The following is a 17,540-nucleotide window of genomic DNA, read 5'->3' as shown; positions in this document are numbered from 1 at the left end:
TCCACTTTTACGGGGGAAGATCAGCCTCGCTTAGTCTTCTTGACTATGAGAAAGAGGTTTCCGCCGTCCCCATGGGGCCCAAGACGGGTTTCAGTTGCCACACGGCGCGCGCTCAGTTTCTGAATTACCTTGGCCATTCATTCCGGCTGATCGCCGCTCCCTGCCCCACCCTAAAAGCCACCCTAAAACTGCACGCGAATTGCACCGGATGACGTGGAACAGGTTGAAATCACTGGTCTGAAATTCAGTCAATATACCAATGAGTTGGTGAACAAGGCGGGACAATTCAGGACACTAATTTTCTGGTCCTCGGCTCCACCAGGCGTTCCTAGTCAGACCCGAGATACAAGCCGATCGGCCCGCTCCCTGGCTCAATTGCCGCGGTAGGTGCTGTAGCCGTAGGGGCTGACGACGACAGGGACGTGATAGTGGATGCTGGGGTCGCGGACCTGGAACACCACGTCGATCTCTGGGAAGAAGGGCTGGGCGTCCTTGTCGCCGTATTGCGACATGTCGAACGTCAGCTTGTAGGTTGCCGCTTGGGTCGTGATCTGATCGCCGAACGAGCGGACGCGACCGTTCTCGTCGGTGCGCGCGGTCGCCAGTTGTCGCCAGCCGCCGTCGCCGTCCTTGATCGCCAGGGTGACGGGCACGTCGCGGCCGCCGACGCCGCGCGCCAAATCCAGGACGTGGGTCGAAATGGTCTCGGCCGAGGCCGATCCTGCGGACACCAGAAGGGCCGACAGGGCGGCGAGCGTTGCAATACGCATGGATGATCCTTGAAGGTGGCTTCGGGGCGGCGCGAGCCGGTGATCAGTGTTGGGTCGGCCGGACCAGCGTCAGGTCATAGCCAAGGGCGCGGGTGCGGTTGAGAATGGTCTCGCGGGTCTGGGCCGAAGGTTGCGCCGTGCGGCTGAGCAGCCAGAGGTAGCGGCCCGACGGCTCGCCGACGATGGACCAGGAATAGTCGTCGGCGCGGTCCAGCACCCAATAGTCGCCGACATAGAAGGGGCCGAAGAAGGACACCTTCAGCTTGGCGTTTTCGCTGCCCTCGACGATCTTCGCCTTGCCCTCGGAGGTCTTTTCCGGACCGTCGACCGCACCCTGGCGGCAGGTGTTCAACACCCCGACCAGGCCGTCATCGCGCACCGTATATTGAGCGGTCACCCCTTCGCAGCCGCGCTCGAACCCGTTCTCGTAGCGCCCGATCTCATACCACAGGCCGGCGTAGCGGTTCAGATCGACCGGCTTGGCGGGTTGGGGCACGGCGGCGTTGCCGACGGGACCGCGTTGCAGGGTGGCGCAGGCGCCCAGCGTCAGGGCGGCGCCGGCGATCAGGGCCATGGAAGCGATGCGAGCGATTTTCATGGCCGCAGAACGAGGACGAGGGCGCCCGGTTCCGCACATGCCGGCGACGCGGTCACCTCAGGGCGACGTATCCCCGTTCGATGATGCGGCGCAGCGCCTCATAAGCCTCGGCCAGCTCGTCGAAGGCGGTGCGGGCGGCGGTCAGGCGGGCGACCTGATCGGGCGTGACGGCCGAGCCAGAATGAGCCAGACGCAGCGATTCCGCGACCCATTTGGCGCGGGCCGTCGCCGTCATGACCGCCAGCTTTTGCAGCGATGCGGCGTCCACCCCGTTCAGGGCGTGACCGATCACCTCCTTGTTGGCGACATAGGCGGCGTAGTCGATCTGCTCCAACTGGCCGCGCAGGCGACGCTGCTCGTGCGGATCGGTGTCCTGTGGTTCGAAATGATCGCTGTGGCGGCGGATGCTGGAGGTCATCTTGGTCGGCATGGGCGGGCCCTTCCCGGCCTGTCCAAACGGGTGCTGGCGGCCGCTCGGACACGAAGGTGCGCCGCGTCGGTTAACGCCGCGTTGCGCCGGACGGGCCGGCGTCCGATATGCGAAGCTGGAAACCGGAGCCGGAGATCGACCATGGACCTGAAACTGAACGGCAAGCGCGCCCTGATCTGCGGCGGCTCATCCGGCCTCGGTCGCGCCGTGGCGACGGCCCTGGTCGCCGAGGGCGCGCATGTCGCCCTGCTGTCGCGCGATGCGGAAAAGCTTCAGGCCGTGGCGGATGCGCTGAACGCGACCGGACCGGGCAAGGCGGTCGTGGCGGCGGCGGACCTGGCGGATCATGAGGCGCTGCTGAAGGCGGTGGATCGAGCCGAGAATCTGTTGGGCGGGCCGATCGAAATCCTGCTGAACAACACCGGGGGGCCGCCGCCGTCGGGCGTGTCGGGGCTAGAGGCGGCGGTGTGGCGCGATCATTTCGAGTCGATGGTGCTGTCGATCTTCCGCCTGACCGATCGGGTGCTGCCGGGCATGCGGGCGGCCGGCTGGGGGCGGATCCTGAACGTCGCCTCGATCACGGTGGTCGAGCCGTCGGCGGCGCTGGGCGTGTCCAACACCTTGCGGGCCTCGGTCGCGGCCTGGGCCAAGACGCTCGCCAACGAGGTCGGACCGGACGGTGTCACGGTCAACACCCTGCTGCCGGGGCGGATCGATACGCCGCGGATCGAAAGGCTGGACCAGGCGACCGCCGAGCGCACCGGCACGACGCCGCAAGAGGCGCGGGCCGAATCCGTCAAATCCATCCCCGTCGGCCGCATCGGCACGACCGAGGAGTTCGGCGCCACCGCCGCTTTCCTGTGCAGTCCGCTGGCGGCCTATGTCACCGGCTCTCTGATCCGGCTGGACGGCGGGGCGATCAAGGCGATCTGATCAGCTGGGCGCACGACGGCGCAGCACGCCGCCGAAGGCCACCCGGCTGCGGCCGTAATCCAGGGTGATGCGGCTGAACCGGCTCAGGATATCGGCGCCCAGCAGCAGGGCCGGCTTGTCGATCAGGTCCATGACCTGAAACACATGCAGGTCGGCGAACAGCAGCGGGGTCGGTCCCAGCGATCGTCCCGCGATGTGCAGGGCGGGCGTCGTGCCGGTGCGGGCCGTCACCGCGCCGCCGACGATGCCGACCATGCGCACAGGCTCGGACGGGGCGGCGGCCTGGCCGATGTCGATCGCCTGCATCAGGGCCAGATTGCCGATCGAATATTCCGCGCCGCTGTCGATGAAGGCGGCGACCTCTACGCCCGCGACCTCGATCCGGGTCAGGATCAGCTGACCGAAGCGACCGCGACGACCGGCGACCAATACGTCCTGTTGCTGGGGCCGCGTGGCGTCGGGGCTGGTCGTCAGCGCGATGCTGGTCGAGCCTGACTGAGACAGGGCGACCTGGCGGGCGTTGACGTCCAGCGTCAGGCGAAAGCGGGACAGCAAGTCCAGACCGAGCAGGCCGTCGGCGCCCAGGGCGTCGCGCGGAAAGACCGGCAGGGTCAGGTCGGTGAAGCGTCGGCGTCCGATCTCGATCTGCGCCAGTTGTACGGTCGGCGTGACCTCGGCCGCCGTGATCCCGTGCACCACGACGGGGCGGCCGGGCGGAAGGGCCAAGGCCTGGGCCAGCTCGGCCGAGACCGCGCTTCGCTCGGCGCCGGTGTCGATGACGAAGATCTGCTGGACGCTTCCGTTCAGCCGCACGCCGACGCCCATCCGCGTCAGCAGATTTTGCAAGAGCCGGACCTGATCGGGCGGGTCCGCCGGGACGGCGGTCTGGGCGGATACAAAAGGAACAGCCGCCAGCAGGCCCAGCGTCTTGCGCCGCGACGTTTTCACGCTCGATCCTTCGCCAATCCCTGGCCGCACTTGCCTGTCCTCCTCAAGCCTTCGCCAGGGCTGGGCACGCTACGCTCATTCGGCGAAGAGCCTGAGACATATTCTTGTCCGTCGTGTCTCGGCGCGGCTGCGCCTTCCCGCCCGGCGCTCGTCGCCGTCTGGTCAATCCGGGGTTGTCGGCGTAGCTTCCCAGCTGAAACAGGAGGATGCGATGCTGACCTTGCTTATGCTGGCCCTGTCCGACCCTGCGGCGGCGTCGTCCAGCGCGATCACCAGCCGTGATCTTGGCGTTGTGTCGGCACCGAGAGAGGACATGCATCGCTGCGGCGATCCGCTGATGCAGGCTCGCCAAGGCCACGTCGGCGCCATGACGCTGGATCGCTCGCTCGATGACGGGCAGGTCCGGCGCTATCTGCTGCTGGACCGGCGCGACCAGAAGAACTGTCCCCTGCCGATCAGCTACGCCGTGCCGGATCAACGGGCGCTGGGTCGAAACCTGATGCCGTCCGAGCCCGACGTCGGCGCGCCGCCGGCTCCGCCCGCGCCGCGTCGCTAGGCGCGGGGATGGGCGGCCGCATAGGCGTTCAAAAGGCGATCGGCGTCGACGCCGGTGTATTTCTGGGTCGTCGACAGGCTAGCGTGGCCCAGCAGTTCCTGAATGGAACGCAGGTCGGCGCCGGCGCCCAGCAGGTGGGTCGCGAAACTGTGGCGTAATGCGTGAGGCGTGGTGCGTTCGGGCAGGCCCAGCCGGCCGCGCAGCTTCTGGACCGAGGCCTGGACATGACGGGGGCTTAAGGGGCCGCCGCGTCGGGCGCGGAACAGGGCGTCGGCGGGTTGGAGCGGGAAGGGCAGCAGGGCCAGATAGGCGTCCACCGCCTCGCGCACGGCGGGCAGGATCGGCGCGATCCGCGTCTTGGATCCCTTGCCCACGATGCGCAGCGTCTCGCCCAGCGGCGCATCTGCGCGGGTCAGGGACATGGCTTCGGAAATGCGCAGGCCGCAGCCGTAGAGCAGGGTCAGCACCGCCCGGTCGCGCGCGGCCTCCCACGGTTCGGCGTCGGGGTCGGCGTCCGGCTCGGCCAATAGCCCGCGCGCCTGATCCTCGGTCACCGGCCGGGGCAGGGACGGCTTGACCTTGGGGCCGCGCACCAGGGCCAGCTGCGGCGCGGGCGTGTTCAGCCGCCGATCGAGGAAGGCATGAAATCCGCGAATGGCCGACAGGCTCTGGCTCAGCGACCGGGCCGCCAGTGGGTGATCGCCGGATCGTCGCTCGGCCATGTGGGCGCGCACCTCGGCGGCGGTGATCGTGCCCATGTCTTTCAGCGACAGGGTCTCGCCGCGATGGCGTTCGAGGAAGGCGACATAGAGCCGCCCGATGTGGCCATAGGCCTCCAGCGTGCGCGGCGACAGCCGACGCTCGTGCGCCAGATGGTCCAGCCAGGCGCGCAGGGCGTCGGAGGCGGTCAGTTCAGAACCGGCCATCGCTCGGCCATCCGCTCCGTCACTCGCGCCAGGAAGGCGGCCAGTTCGCAGCCCATATTAGGCGTGAAGCCTTCAGGCTCGGGCGAGCCGAAGGCGCAGATGCAGGGGCGCGGCGGTCCACCCGGCGTCAGGTGCGGGGCCATGCGGACCAGGGCGATGGACCGCACCTGATCCTCGGCCGCGCCGAAGAAATTCAGTCCCGAGATCATCGGGCCCAGCCAGGTCAGGCCGTGCTCGCCCAGCAGATTGTCGACATCGCCCTCTTCCAAGGCGCGCCAGCCGAAGGGTACGCCGCCGGGCTTTTCCAGGGCGATGGCGGCGCCGGCCAAGCCGAACCGCCCCTGCGCCGCCGCATCCAGTCGCCGGGCCAGGTCGGAATGGTTCTTGGCCTCCATCAGGTCCAGCGTCGCGACGTGCGTCTGGGTCTGGGCGGCGAAGTTGGCGCGGGCGATCAGTTCGATCTCGCGCCGGGCGCCGGTCTCGCGCTCGACCACGGCCTCCAGCCGCGTCAGGGCGGCGGCGCCGAACTCGACCACATTGCGACCGTGCGGACGCAGGCCGATCTCTTCCAGCAGAGAGCGATCGTCCAGCAGGGTCTGGGGATGGGTCTGGAGCCAGCCGCGCACGTCGGGCCAATGCAAGCCGTCGCCGATATGGGGCGTTGCGTCCGATTCCGACGTTTCGAAAAGGTCCAATGAGCCGCTCAAACAGACCTCTCCGGGAACCGCGATGCTACAGAATAGACTGACCCGTCTTGGCCCAGTCCGACACGAAGGCATCAAGACCCTTGTCGGTTAACGGGTGGTTCACCAAGGCCTTGAATGTGTCGGCGCCGAAGGTGGCGGCGTCCGATCCGGCGACGGCGGCGGCGGCGACATGACCCACATTGCGCAGGGACGCGGCCAGGATCTGGGTCTCGAAACCGTGCACGTCATACAGGACGCGGATTTCTTCCAGCAGGCCGATGCCGTCCGCGCCATTGTCTTCCAGACGTCCGACGAACGGCGAGACGAAGGTGGCGCCGGCCTTGGCGGCCAGCAGCGCCTGGGCGGCCGAGAAGCACAGGGTGACGTTGGTCTTGATACCCTTGTCGGTGAAGACGCGGCAGGCGCGCAGGCCGTCCCAGGTCAGGGGCAGTTTCACCACCACGTTCGGGGCGATGGCGGCCAGCTTGTCGCCTTCCTTGACCATGGTCTCGAAATCGAGCGAGACGGCCTCGGCGGAAATCGGCCCCTCGACCAGGGCGCAGATTTCGGCGATGACCTCGGCGATGTTCCGACCCGACTTGGCGATCAGCGACGGATTGGTGGTGACGCCATCCACCATTCCGGTGGGGACCATGTCCTTGATGACGGCGACGTCGGCGGTATCGAGAAAGAGTTTCATGGGCGGCTTCATAGCCGAGGGCGCAGTTCGGTGAAAGTCGCCTCGGTCCTCATTCCCCTGCCGGTGCCGGAGGCCTTCGACTACGAGGTTCCCGAGGCGCTGAGCCTGGCCAGCGGAGATTTGGCGCGGGGCGATCAGGTCGCCGTGCCGCTGGGGCCGCGCCTGATCCGGGGCGTGGTGTCCGAGGTGTTCGAGACGACGGGATCGAACCGGCGCCTGAAGGCGATCGACAGCCGCCTGGACGATCCGCCCCTGCCGGCGGGCGTGATGGATTTCGTGGAATGGGCCGGACGATGGACCTTGTCGGCGCCCGGCGAGATGGCGGCGACGGCGTTGAAGGGCTTGCGCGCGCCCCGGCCCCGGCCGGAACGCCGGGTGCGTCGGGTGGGCGAACGGTCGCCCTCGCGCGCCACCCCGGCCCGCACAGGCGTGCTGGAGGCCCTGGGTGATCGCGCCATGCCGCCGGCCGACCTGGCGCGGGCGGCGGGCGTGTCGTCGGGCGTGGTCAAGGGCCTGATCGACGAGGGCGTGCTGGAGATCATCGAGATCGCGGCCGAGGCGGCGTTCGACCGGCCCGATCCCGACCACGCCCCCGCCGCGCTGAACGGCGACCAGGCGGCGTCGGCGACGGCGATGGCGGAGGGCGTGGCCGGCGGCGGCTTCCGCCCCTTCCTGCTGGATGGGGTCACGGGGTCGGGCAAGACCGAGGCCTATCTGGAGGCCATCGCGCGGGTGCTGCGGGCCGATCCAGCCGCGCAAATCCTCATCCTGCTGCCCGAGATCGCCCTGACCCAGGCCCTGATCGAGCGGATCACGGCGCGGTTCGACGCCGCCCCGGCCGAATGGCATTCCGGCGTCGCCCCGCCGCGCCGCCGCCAGGTGTGGGAGGCGGTCGTCGCCGGGCGCTGCAACATCGTTGTCGGGGCGCGCTCGGCCCTGTTTTTGCCCTTCGTCAATCTGCGCCTGATCGTCGTGGACGAGGAGCATGACGGCTCGTTCAAACAGGAGGAAGGCCTGGTCTATCACGGCCGCGACCTGGCCGTGGCGCGGGCGCGGATCGAGGGGGCGGCGGTTGTCCTGGCCTCGGCGACGCCGTCGCTGGAGACGCTGTGGAACGCGCAGAGCGGGCGCTACGACTGGCTGAGGCTGGGCGCGCGGCACGGGACGGCGGTCCTGCCGGACATCGCCCTGCTGGATTTGCGGCAGAACACGCCCGATCCGCAAACCTGGCTGTCGCAGCCGCTGCGCCTGGCCATCGGCGAAACCTTGGCGCGCGGCGAGCAGACCCTGCTGTTCCTGAATCGGCGCGGCTATGCGCCCGTGGTCCTGTGCCGCGCCTGCGGCCATCGGCTGACGGCGCCGGACACCGACAGCTGGCTGGTCGAGCATCGCTACACCGGGCGACTGGTCTGTCACCTGACCGGCTTTTCGATGGCGCGGCCCAAGCTGTGTCCCTCGTGCGGGGCCGAGGACTCGCTGATCTCGGTCGGGCCGGGGGTCGAGCGGGTCGAGGAAGAGGTGCGCCAACTGTTCCCCGAGGCGCGCACGGCGGTCTTCAGTTCCGACACCGCGCCGGACGCCCGATCGGCGCGCGCCCTGATCCAGAAGATGACGGACGGGGAGATCGACATTCTGGTGGCGACGCAGGCCGCAGCCAAGGGCCACAACTTCCCGCGCCTGACGCTGGTGGGCGTGGTGGATGCGGACCTAGGGCTACGCGGCGGCGATCTGCGCGCGGCCGAGCGGACCTATCAGCTTTTGGCCCAGGCGACGGGCCGGGCGGGGCGCGCGGATCGGCCGGGGCGGGCGCTGCTTCAGACCTGGACGCCCGAGCATCCGGTGCTGACAGCTCTGGCGGCCGGCGATCGCGACGCCTTCGTCGAGGCGGAAATGGCCGAGCGCGAGGCGGCGTCCCTGCCGCCCTATGGCCGGCTGGCGGCGATCATCCTGTCCAGCGAGAATGCGGCTGCGGTCGAGAAGACGGCGAACGACTTGGCCCAGGCTATTCCCAACGCCGAACGGCTGGAGGTCTATGGCCCCGCCGATGCGCCGCTCGCTTTGGTGCGGGGGAGGCGGCGCAAGCGGCTGCTGGTGCGGGCCGACCGGGACGTGAACCTCCAGGCCTTCCTGCGCTCCTGGCTCCAGCGGGTGAAGGTGCCGGGCTCCGTCCGCCTGACGGTGGACGTGGACCCCTATTCGTTCTTGTGAAGTCTCAGACGGCCATCACTGTGCCGAGCAGCAGACGGGCGCCGGGGCGGCCCAGGGTTGCGTTGGTCGCCGCCTGAAGCGCGGCCGACAGCTGGTCGATGTCGGGCACGACGCCGGGGCGCAGGCCGTTGGCGAAGCGCTGGGCGGCGGTGTTGTAGGCGGCGCGCAGGCGCGGCGCAGACTGCTGGGCGCGGGTGCGCAGGGCCGCATCGGGCACGTCGACCCCGGTTTCGATGGTCAGCACGCCCCGACGTCCGTTCGCCTGAAGGATCGAGGCGGTGATGACCGGCAGGCGGATATAGGTGTCGGCCGACGGCGCCGCGCCGCCGCTCGAAGCGCGGGCGGAGGTCGAGGCGGCGGCCGTCGCGACGACGGCGAGACCGAGAAGAGCGCGGCGTTCCATGGCGAACTCTCTACCGGCCAGGATTTAAGAAACTGCTGAGCCTAGATCGCATAAGGATATCTTTATGTGTTTGTTGATACTCGGCGCGCGCCGGGCTATGAGGGCCCAAACTCATTGCGGCCAGGAGCCCAAGCCATGACCGACTACATCGTTCGCGACATCACCCTGGCCGATTGGGGCAACAAGGAAATCGAGATCGCGGAAACCGAAATGCCGGGCCTGATGTCCCTGCGTGACGAGTTCGGCGCCAGCCAGCCGCTGAAGGGCGCCCGCATCGCCGGCAGCCTGCACATGACCATCCAGACGGCGGTCCTGATCCAGACGCTGGAAGCCCTGGGCGCCGAAGTGCGCTGGGCCTCGTGCAACATCTTCTCGACCCAGGACCACGCCGCCGCCGCCATCGCCGCCAACGGCACGCCGGTCTTCGCCACCAAGGGCGAGACGCTGGAAGAGTACTGGGACTACGCCCACAAGATCTTCGAATGGGCCGACGGCGGCTATCCGAACCTGATCCTGGACGACGGCGGCGATGCGACCCTGCTGTGCGTGCTGGGTCCGAAGGCCGAGAAGGACATCTCGGTCCTGGCCAACCCGCAGAACGAAGAGGAAGAGGCTCTCTTCAAGGTCATGAAGCGCTATCTGGCTGAGAAGCCGGGCTTCTATTCGGCCATCCGCGACGCCATCGGCGGCGTTTCGGAAGAGACGACCACGGGCGTTCATCGCCTGTATCAGATGGCCGAAAAGGGCGAGCTGCCCTTCCCCGCCATCAACGTCAACGACAGCGTCACCAAGTCCAAGTTCGACAACCTGTACGGCTGCCGGGAATCGCTGGTCGACGCGATCCGTCGCGGCACCGACGTCATGCTGTCGGGAAAAGTCGCGGTGGTCTGCGGCTACGGCGACGTGGGCAAGGGCTCGGCCGCCTCGCTGCGCCAGGGCGGCGCCCGCGTGATCGTGACCGAGATCGACCCGATCTGCGCCCTGCAGGCCGCGATGGAAGGCTATGAGGTCCAGACGCTGGACGACACCGCCGGCCGCGCCGACATCTATGTGACGACGACCGGCAACAAGGACGTCATCACTGTCGACCACATGCGGCAGATGAAGAACAACGCCATCGTCTGCAACATCGGCCACTTCGACTCCGAGATTCAGGTCGCCGGCCTGAAGAACTTCAAGTGGGACGAGATCAAGCCGCAGGTCCACCACGTCGAGTTCCCGGACGGCAAGAAGATCATCCTGCTGTCGGAAGGCCGCCTGGTGAACCTGGGCAACGCCACGGGCCACCCGTCCTTCGTGATGTCGGCGTCCTTCACCAACCAGACGCTGGCCCAGATCGAACTGTGGACCAACGCCGACAAGTACGAGAACAAGGTCTACACCCTGCCCAAACACCTGGACGAGAAGGTCGCCATGCTGCACCTGGCCAAGCTGGGCGCCAAGCTGACCGTCCTAACCAAGGACCAGGCCGACTACATCAACGTGCCGGTCGAAGGCCCGTTCAAGGCGGATCACTACCGTTACTAAGCTCTCCCCGAGGCTGGAACCGCGAGGTTCCAAGTGACGAGGGCGTCTTCGGACGCCCTCGTCGACGTCCTGGTGGTCGGGGCCGGCGCGGCCGGGATGATGGCCGCCATCGAGGCCGGGCGACGCGGGCGCCGGGTCAGGGTCGTGGACCATGCCGACCGGCCCGGCGAGAAGATCCGCATCTCGGGCGGCGGACGCTGCAACTTCACCAATCTGGGCTGCGGACCGGCGAACTTTCTGGGCGAGAACCCCCGGTTCGCGACCTCGGCCCTGCGCCGCTACACCCAGCACGATTTCGTCAAGCGCATCGATAGGGCCGGGATCGCCTGGCACGAGAAGACGCTGGGCCAGCTGTTCTGCGACGACAGCGCCAAGCAGATCGTCCGTATGCTGACCGACGACATGGCGGCGGCGGGCGTGACCCTGAGCCTGAAGACCGGGGTGGAGCGGATCGCACGATCCGGCGAGGGCTTCACGGCGATCCTGTCGGACGGATCACAGGTCACGGCGGCGTCGCTGGTCGTGGCGACCGGCGGCAAGTCGATCCCCAAGATGGGGGCGACCGGCTGGGCCTATGAGGTCGCGCGCCAGTTCGACATTCGCGTCACCGAGACCCGGCCGGCGCTGGTCCCCCTGACATTCGAGGCGGGACTGCTGGAGACGCTGACGCCGTTGGCGGGGGTGGCGGTGGACGCCTCGGTCGCCTCGGCGCCCGAAGGGGCCAAGGCGCGCAAGGCCAGCTTCCACGAGGCCATGCTGTTCACCCACCGCGGCCTGTCGGGTCCGGCCATTCTTCAGATCAGCTCCTACTGGCGCGAGGGCGAGGCGGTGGTGGCCTCGATGGCGCCGGGCCGCGACGTGTTCGAGGAGTTGAAGGCGGCCAAGGCGTCGAACGGAAAACAGGCCGTCCACACCGCGCTGGGCCATATCGTGCCGCGTCGTCTGGCCGAGAGCCTGTGCCAGCGCGAAGGGGCGGCGGGCAATCTGGCGGACCTGTCGGACAAGGTGCTGCGGCGACTGGATCAGGCGGTCAACGCCTGGGCGGTCAAGCCGGTGGGGTCCGAAGGTTACAGGACCGCCGAGGTGACGCTGGGCGGGGTCGATACGGCCGCGCTGGACCAGCAGACGATGCAGGCCAAGACCGTGCCGGGGCTGTATTTCATCGGCGAGGCGGTCGATGTGACCGGCTGGCTGGGCGGCTATAATTTCCAGTGGGCCTGGTCGTCGGGCTGGGCCGCCGGGCAGGTCTGCTAGAATTTTCGAGTGCAATCCGTGCACATCGGCCAGCGGGTCCGCTGACAAAAACACCGTCTAATTCGTCTAATCTGTCTAATTCGGCGCGGGTTCTGGCGGCGCGCGAAGATGTCAAAGACCGGGGCGCCACTCTAACACGGTTTGCGACCATGACCGGCAAAGGGTCGCTGGTCGATCGTAAGGCCCGGTAAAGGCGCGCAATCGTCATCGTCGATAGGATGGCAGGGGCGGCCCAAGCCCCTGCGGCCCCGCGACGCATGGCGGCGGGCGGCGACGGCGCCTAGCTTGATGAGGCGGAACGGGCCCCTCTGGCGTTCTCGCGGTCCGGCGTCCCCCTTCCTTGCGCCGGATCGTGTGACGCGATGTCGGACCGCACGGGCGTGTCGATGCGGCGAAGCTTTCCCCTCCTGGCCTGTCGCATCGACCGCCCATTCTTTTTCGATCGGAGCCCGACATGCCTCTTCTGATGTGCCCAAACGACAACGCCGCCATGCAGACGCTGGAGCGCAACGGCGTTCAGTTCGACATGTGCCCCGACTGCCGGGGCGTCTGGCTGGATCGTGGCGAGCTGGAAAAGCTGATGGCCGCCGCAGTCGAGGAGGGCCACGCCACGGCCCCGGTCGTGCCCGCGCCGCAGGCCTATGCGCCGCCGCCTCAGCCCTATGCCCAGCCTCATGCTCACCCTCAGGCCCAACCGTGGGGCGGCGGGGCGTCGCAGCCGTATCGCGACGATCGGGGCTACCGGAGCGACAAATATCGCGACGACCGGCATCGCGACGACGACTATCGCTACAAGAAAAAGAAGCGCGACAGCATCTTCGATATCTTCGACTGAGGTCGGCTAGGCCGCCAGGCCCGCCTGCTGCATCAGGCCTCTCAACGCCGCGACGTTTTGCGGGGCGGCGGTCAGGGCGGTGCGGACGTCGGGCGAGCGCAGCAGCTTGATGGCCTCGGCGCGGGCACGGTCGGCGACGGGGCCGAGCGGGCCGGCTTCACCGGTGGCCAGTTTCAGCAGGGCTGTCAGCTTCTGAGGCGCAGCCGCCTGGGCGCGGACGATCTGCGCGATCAGATGGGCGTCGGCCTCCAGATTGGCGCCGACCGCGCCGATGGCGTCCATGATCTGGGTCTGGTCGTGATCGGCCAGATGCGCGGCCTGAACCGAGCGTTGAAGACGGGCCAGGGTCGCGAGCTTGTGCGAGGCGGTCGGGCCGCCCGGGACGGACTGGCGGATTTCGGTTTCGAAACGCAGCGAGCCGATACAGGCGCTGAGCCAGCGCGCGGCGGCGCGCTTGTTGGCTCCGCCGGTGACGTTCTCGCACAGGCGGGTCAGCTGCTCGGCCTCGGCCAGAACCGTGGGGCAGGGGTTGACGTAGGCGCCGACGAAATCGGCCGTGACCAGGCTCTTGGAGCGTTCGACGAAGGCGGTCTGGACCTCTTCCAGCGTCAGCAAACGGCCGGCCGAGGCGGTCAGAGCCATGGCCAGAAGACGCAGGATGTCGATCTCTCCGACCGGATCGTGGGGCCGAAGGCGGCGCTGGCTGGTCAGGTCGCGGGTGACGAGACGGGCCAGGGACGCGGCCAGAAGCGGAAACTCGCCCGAGGCCAGATGCAGGCCCAGGCGCGCGGCCGGTCCCTCGACCTGGGGCATCATCAGGGCGAGGCGCGGGTCCATCCGCAACAGGGCGTCCATCTCCTCCGGCGCGACCATGCGGACGATGGCCGCCAGATTGGCGCCCTGGTCCAGCGACGGGCCCAGAATCTCGGTCAGGTTGGTGCGCACGGCCAGCATTTCGGCGACGATCTGCTCGACCACCACCACGACCAGGGCGCGCGGCGGGCCGTCGGCGGGCGCGGCGTCCATCAAATCCATCAGCACGGTCAGGCGATCACGGGCGCCGCGCCGATCCTTCAGCGCGCCGGCGACCACCCCGCCCATGCGCAGCGCCCGATCCGGCGCGCCGGTCAGCCGATGCGCCAGATCGGCGATGGAACGGTCGTCCAGCGTGGGGAACAGGCCGTCGCGCCCGGCTTTGCGCAGCCGCGCCATCGCCTGTTCGGTCAGCTTTTGGTAGTGGCGCACGACGCCGTGCACCTCCTGGCCCGTGGCCTGGCTTTCGGGGACCGCGACCTTCTGGATGGCGTGCTGAAGCTCGACCCCGGCCGCCTCCAGCCGTTCGGCCACATCGGGGCGATGCAGCAGTTCGAAGGCGGTCACGCCCTCGCGTTTCAGCCAGTCCTCCAGCACCCGGCCGATCAGGGTGCGAGCATGGGGCGAATAGAGTTCGGCCGGACTGCTGCAGGCCGGCGGGACCGCCTTGTCGGCGACCTTCTTCTTTCGCTCCTCCGGCGCGCCCAGCGTCAGGATGGTCAGGGAGCTGAACTCCATCGTCTCGGGATCCAGCGTCTCCTTGGTCACGCGCGAGGCGATGGCGAGACGGTCCCGAAGCTGCTCCTCGGCGGTCTCGATGGCGTGTTTGCGGTCTTCGGTCGCGATCAGCAGCGTCCACGACGACGGGGCGCTCTTGCGGACATAGACTTCGTAATGGATCGGACCCGCCATGGGCCGATCCTGCATCCCAAGCCTTTAAGGCGAGGTTTTCGAAGCCGGAATGTTTCTGTGCACGCCGGAAGGACGGCAAGTGCGCGTTGAAAAGAGGCGCCGCCGTGACCATTTGGCTGTCACCGAACCGCTTTCGGGTTGCAGGCGATTTTCATTCGGCCCGAAACGCTCTAGCCCTAATGTGACCGAGATCGAACGGTTACGCTTGCTGTGCGTTCTTGCTCGCGGGAACGTAAAGTTCAGGAGAAGACACCCTTGGCCAACATCACTCTGGTCGATGACGACGAGAACATCGTGGCGTCCGTTTCGCTGGCGCTGGAAAGCCATGGCCACAAGATCACCGCCTATCACGACGGGGCCTCGGGTCTGGCCGCGCTGGAATCCTCGCCGCCCGATCTGGCGATCCTGGACGTGAAGATGCCGCGCATGGACGGGATGGAGGTGCTGCGTCGTCTGCGCCAGACCTCGCAGATTCCGGTGATCATGCTGACGTCCAAGGACGAGGAGATCGACGAGATCCTGGGCTTCAACCTGGGCGCCGACGACTATATCCACAAACCCTTCAGCCAGCGTCTGCTGATCGAGCGGGTCAAGGCGCTGCTGCGTCGCACGGGCGCTGACGGCGGCGAGCCGGAAACGGCGGCCGAAGTCTCGGGCCGGGCGATCAAGCGCGGCAAGCTGTCGATGGACCCGGCGCGCCACGAGTCGACCTGGGACGGCAAGCCCGTCAAGCTGACGGTGACCGAGTTCCTGCTGCTGCAGGCCCTGGCCCAGCGTCCCGGCTTCGTGAAGAGCCGCGACAACCTGATGGACGCCGCCTACGACGATCAGGTCTATGTCGACGACCGCACCATCGACAGCCACGTGAAGCGGATGCGCAAGAAGTTCCGCGCCGTGGACAATGAGTTCGACGCGATCGAGACCCTGTATGGCGTCGGCTACCGCTACCGCGAGAGCTGAACCGGGCGGGCGCGAGCCCGACGAGGAGCCCCAGCGCCGGCCGTTGTTCCGCTTCGGCGGATCGCGGCTGGGCGGCTTCATCCTGGTGCTCAATCTGCTCAGCCTGCTGATCCTGTTCGGCGGGGCGTTGGCGATCAATGAATGGCGTCCGGGCCTGATCGAGGCGCGTCAGGAATCGCTGACGGTCCAGGCCGAGCTGCTGGCCAATGTGTTGCGCGAAGAAGGCGTGACGCGAGGCGAACCGACGCCTGAACTGGACCCCATCCGCGCGTCGATCTGGCTGACCGACCGATTCATCCCGGCGGGCCAGCGGGTGCGACTGTATGATGTGAACGGCCTGTTGCTGGTCGACAGCTATCAGGTGACCGAGGCCATCGGCGGGCGGCCACTGCCCGACGCGCAGCCGGCGGGGACGGCGACCGAGGACGCCGCCAAGGCCAATCTGCTGTCCGAGCGCCGGGTCGCGCGCGCCGACAGCGAACTGGCGGCGGAGGTGGCGGCGGCGCTGGACGGCTCGCCCCAATCGACCCTGCGTCGCAACGAATCCGGCGACCGCGTCGTCTCCGTCTCCATTCCGGTGCGCCATGTGCGTCAGGTGCTGGGCGTGCTGACCGTCGAATCCGGGGACGTGGATGAAATCCTGGGCGCTCAGCGGCAGGCGCTGTTCCCGTTCGCCCTGGTGGCGTTGGGGGTCAATCTCTTGGGATCGCTGCTGCTGCATCTGTTCGTGGCGCGGCCGATCATGCGGCTGTCGGCGGCGGCGGATCAGGTGAAACTTCAGCGCGCGCGCGCCATCTCCCTGCCGGATCTTGAGGATCGCAAGGACGAGATCGGCGATCTGGCGCGATCCTTGGAATCCATGACCGACACCCTGTCGACGCGGATGGACGCCATCGAACGGTTCGCGGCCGATGTGTCGCACGAGATCAAGAACCCCCTGACCTCGATCCGGTCGGCGCTGGAGACCCTGCCGTTGGTCAAGACCGATGCGCACCGCGAGAAGCTGACGGCGTTGTTGCAGCAGGACGTGCGTCGGCTGGACCGGCTGATCACCGACATCTCCAACGCCTCGCGGCTGGATGCGGAGCTGTCGCGCGATCGGCCGCGGCCGGTCGATCTGAACCGTCTGTTGGTCGATATCGTCGGCGTCTATGAGACGACGGCCAAGCCGGGCGACATTCCGGTCTTGCTGACGGCGCCCGAACAGGCCCTGCGGGTCATGGGGCGCGACGGGCCGCTGGGTCAGGTGTTTCGCAACCTGATCGACAACGCCCGCTCGTTCAGCCCCGCAGGCGGCGTGGTGCGGGTGACGCTGGAGGACATCGGGGACGATCTGCCGATCCGTGTGCGGGTCGAGGACCAGGGGCCGGGCATTCCGGCCGAGAACCTGGAGACGGTGTTCGAGCGGTTTTATACCTCGCGGCCCAAGGGGGCGGTGTTCGGCTCCAACTCGGGCCTTGGGCTGTCCATCGTGCGTCAGATCGTCGAGGCGCATGGCGGTCGCGTCCACGCCGAAAACAAGGCCGAAGGCGGGGCGCGGTTCGAGATCGTCTTCCCGGCGGTCGGCCGCTGGTCGTGAGCCCTGGCCAGCCGGTCCACGCCACCACCGTCGCCGTGCGCCGGCGCGGGGCCTGGCGGGGGGTGATGATCCTGGGGGTGTCAGGCGCGGGCAAGAGCGATCTGGCGCTGCGGCTGATCGGGCGCGGCTGGCGCCTGGTCAGCGACGACTACACCCAGGTCTGGGCCTCGGACGGGGCTGTTCATGCGTCAGCGCCGGCCTCCATCGCCGGTCGGATCGAGGTGCGCGGCCTCGGAATCGTGGCCGCCAGAACACGCCCGGTCTGTCGCGTGGCGCTGGCTGTCGCCTGTAGCGCGGAAGGGGTCGAACGGCTTCCGGAGCCGCAGACACGGGCTTTCGCGGGGGTCGATCTGCCCCTGCTGACGCTGGATCCGCGACCCGCCTCGGCCGTCGATGTGGTCGCAGCGGCGTTGGAGACGCTTTGAAACCCCGAAAGACGGGTCTATGACACGCCCCTTGCGGTCCATAGAGGGCGGCGTCCGGCCTCCCTTGCCGGGCGGGG

The 17,540-nt window shown here is 68.1% G+C and carries 19 protein-coding genes; 10 read left to right on the top strand and 9 right to left on the bottom strand.

Features of this window, described 5'->3' with window-relative positions; genetic code table 11:
- On the top strand, window positions 1-212 hold a 212-nt coding region (locus VH88_RS16455), incomplete at its 5' end, for a hypothetical protein (protein ID WP_231576612.1).
- 159 nt (window positions 213-371) lie between these two features.
- Here VH88_RS16455 and uraH read toward each other — a convergent pair.
- The 3 genes from uraH to VH88_RS07485 are packed head-to-tail and all read right to left on the bottom strand — an operon-like array spanning window position 372 to window position 1,798.
- On the bottom strand, window positions 372-770 hold the full coding sequence (gene uraH, locus VH88_RS07495) for a hydroxyisourate hydrolase (protein ID WP_052247546.1): 399 nt from the start codon (window positions 768-770) through the stop codon (window positions 372-374).
- A 43-nt stretch (window positions 771-813) separates the two neighbouring features.
- Window positions 814-1,368, bottom strand: a complete 555-nt coding sequence (locus VH88_RS07490; RefSeq protein WP_045810693.1) for a lipocalin family protein — start codon at window positions 1,366-1,368, stop codon at window positions 814-816.
- A 52-nt stretch (window positions 1,369-1,420) separates the two neighbouring features.
- On the bottom strand, window positions 1,421-1,798 hold the full coding sequence (locus tag VH88_RS07485) for a hypothetical protein (protein ID WP_039243940.1): 378 nt from the start codon (window positions 1,796-1,798) through the stop codon (window positions 1,421-1,423).
- Window positions 1,799-1,939: 141 nt separating this feature from the next.
- Here VH88_RS07485 and VH88_RS07480 point away from each other — a divergent pair, with 141 nt between their 5' ends.
- Window positions 1,940-2,731, top strand: a complete 792-nt coding sequence (locus VH88_RS07480; RefSeq protein ID WP_045810692.1) for an SDR family oxidoreductase — start codon at window positions 1,940-1,942, stop codon at window positions 2,729-2,731.
- On the opposite strand, the gene VH88_RS07475 is transcribed toward VH88_RS07480, so the two are convergent.
- Window positions 2,732-3,679, bottom strand: a complete 948-nt coding sequence (locus VH88_RS07475; RefSeq protein ID WP_045810691.1) for an aspartyl protease family protein — start codon at window positions 3,677-3,679, stop codon at window positions 2,732-2,734.
- 211 nt (window positions 3,680-3,890) lie between these two features.
- Between VH88_RS07475 and VH88_RS07470 the strand changes: the two genes are divergently transcribed.
- Window positions 3,891-4,235 carry a hypothetical protein gene (locus VH88_RS07470; RefSeq protein WP_045810690.1) on the top strand — a complete coding sequence of 115 codons (345 nt, stop codon included), beginning with the start codon at window positions 3,891-3,893 and terminating at the stop codon, window positions 4,233-4,235.
- On the opposite strand, the gene VH88_RS07465 is transcribed toward VH88_RS07470, so the two are convergent.
- Genes VH88_RS07465 through fsa form a run of 3 tightly spaced genes read right to left on the bottom strand, consistent with a single transcriptional unit; the run spans window position 4,232 to window position 6,547 of the window.
- Complete coding sequence (locus VH88_RS07465) at window positions 4,232-5,161, bottom strand: tyrosine recombinase XerC (protein ID WP_045810689.1); 930 nt, start codon at window positions 5,159-5,161, stop codon at window positions 4,232-4,234. The two genes, VH88_RS07470 and VH88_RS07465, sit on opposite strands and share 4 nt — an antisense overlap.
- Entirely contained in the window at window positions 5,143-5,856 is a 714-nt protein-coding gene (locus tag VH88_RS07460; RefSeq protein WP_045810688.1) for a DUF484 family protein, read from the bottom strand. The genes VH88_RS07465 and VH88_RS07460 overlap by 19 nt, the downstream gene beginning before the upstream one ends.
- A gap of 37 nt (window positions 5,857-5,893) precedes the next feature.
- Complete coding sequence (gene fsa / locus VH88_RS07455) at window positions 5,894-6,547, bottom strand: fructose-6-phosphate aldolase (RefSeq protein WP_045810707.1); 654 nt, start codon at window positions 6,545-6,547, stop codon at window positions 5,894-5,896.
- 30 nt (window positions 6,548-6,577) lie between these two features.
- Here fsa and VH88_RS07450 point away from each other — a divergent pair, with 30 nt between their 5' ends.
- On the top strand, window positions 6,578-8,755 hold the full coding sequence (locus tag VH88_RS07450; RefSeq protein ID WP_045810687.1) for a primosomal protein N': 2,178 nt from the start codon (window positions 6,578-6,580) through the stop codon (window positions 8,753-8,755).
- A 4-nt stretch (window positions 8,756-8,759) separates the two neighbouring features.
- Here VH88_RS07450 and VH88_RS07445 read toward each other — a convergent pair whose 3' ends face one another.
- On the bottom strand, window positions 8,760-9,158 hold the full coding sequence (locus VH88_RS07445; RefSeq protein WP_045810686.1) for a hypothetical protein: 399 nt from the start codon (window positions 9,156-9,158) through the stop codon (window positions 8,760-8,762).
- 135 nt (window positions 9,159-9,293) lie between these two features.
- Here VH88_RS07445 and ahcY point away from each other — a divergent pair, with 135 nt between their 5' ends.
- From ahcY to VH88_RS07430, 3 genes are all read left to right on the top strand, one after another.
- Entirely contained in the window at window positions 9,294-10,685 is a 1,392-nt protein-coding gene (gene ahcY / locus VH88_RS07440; protein WP_017506126.1) for an adenosylhomocysteinase, read from the top strand.
- Between the two features lie 33 nt (window positions 10,686-10,718).
- Entirely contained in the window at window positions 10,719-11,939 is a 1,221-nt protein-coding gene (locus VH88_RS07435; protein ID WP_082064408.1) for an NAD(P)/FAD-dependent oxidoreductase, read from the top strand.
- Between the two features lie 454 nt (window positions 11,940-12,393).
- The gene (locus VH88_RS07430) at window positions 12,394-12,774 is read left to right on the top strand and encodes a zf-TFIIB domain-containing protein (protein WP_045810685.1); all 381 of its coding nucleotides are present in this window, start codon (window positions 12,394-12,396) and stop codon (window positions 12,772-12,774) included.
- 6 nt (window positions 12,775-12,780) lie between these two features.
- On the opposite strand, the gene VH88_RS07425 is transcribed toward VH88_RS07430, so the two are convergent.
- On the bottom strand, window positions 12,781-14,499 hold the full coding sequence (locus tag VH88_RS07425) for a hypothetical protein (RefSeq protein WP_045810705.1): 1,719 nt from the start codon (window positions 14,497-14,499) through the stop codon (window positions 12,781-12,783).
- Window positions 14,500-14,754: 255 nt separating this feature from the next.
- On the opposite strand from VH88_RS07425, the gene VH88_RS07420 reads away from it, so the two are divergent.
- The 3 genes from VH88_RS07420 to VH88_RS07410 are packed head-to-tail and all read left to right on the top strand — an operon-like array spanning window position 14,755 to window position 17,463.
- Entirely contained in the window at window positions 14,755-15,459 is a 705-nt protein-coding gene (locus tag VH88_RS07420) for a response regulator transcription factor (protein ID WP_045810684.1), read from the top strand.
- On the top strand, window positions 15,428-17,038 hold the full coding sequence (locus VH88_RS07415; protein ID WP_045810683.1) for an ATP-binding protein: 1,611 nt from the start codon (window positions 15,428-15,430) through the stop codon (window positions 17,036-17,038). The genes VH88_RS07420 and VH88_RS07415 overlap by 32 nt, the downstream gene beginning before the upstream one ends.
- Window positions 17,035-17,463, top strand: a complete 429-nt coding sequence (locus VH88_RS07410; RefSeq protein ID WP_052689523.1) for an HPr kinase/phosphorylase — start codon at window positions 17,035-17,037, stop codon at window positions 17,461-17,463. Before VH88_RS07415 ends, VH88_RS07410 begins: the two co-directional genes overlap by 4 nt.
- The last annotated feature ends 77 nt before the right edge of the window (window positions 17,464-17,540 follow it).

Origin of the sequence: Brevundimonas sp. KM4 (assembly GCF_000964075.1) — a bacterium.
Taxonomy (GTDB): domain Bacteria; phylum Pseudomonadota; class Alphaproteobacteria; order Caulobacterales; family Caulobacteraceae; genus Brevundimonas; species Brevundimonas huaxiensis.
The sequence above is the reverse complement of the archived record's forward strand: the minus strand, read 5'-3'. Positions and strand labels throughout refer to the sequence as shown.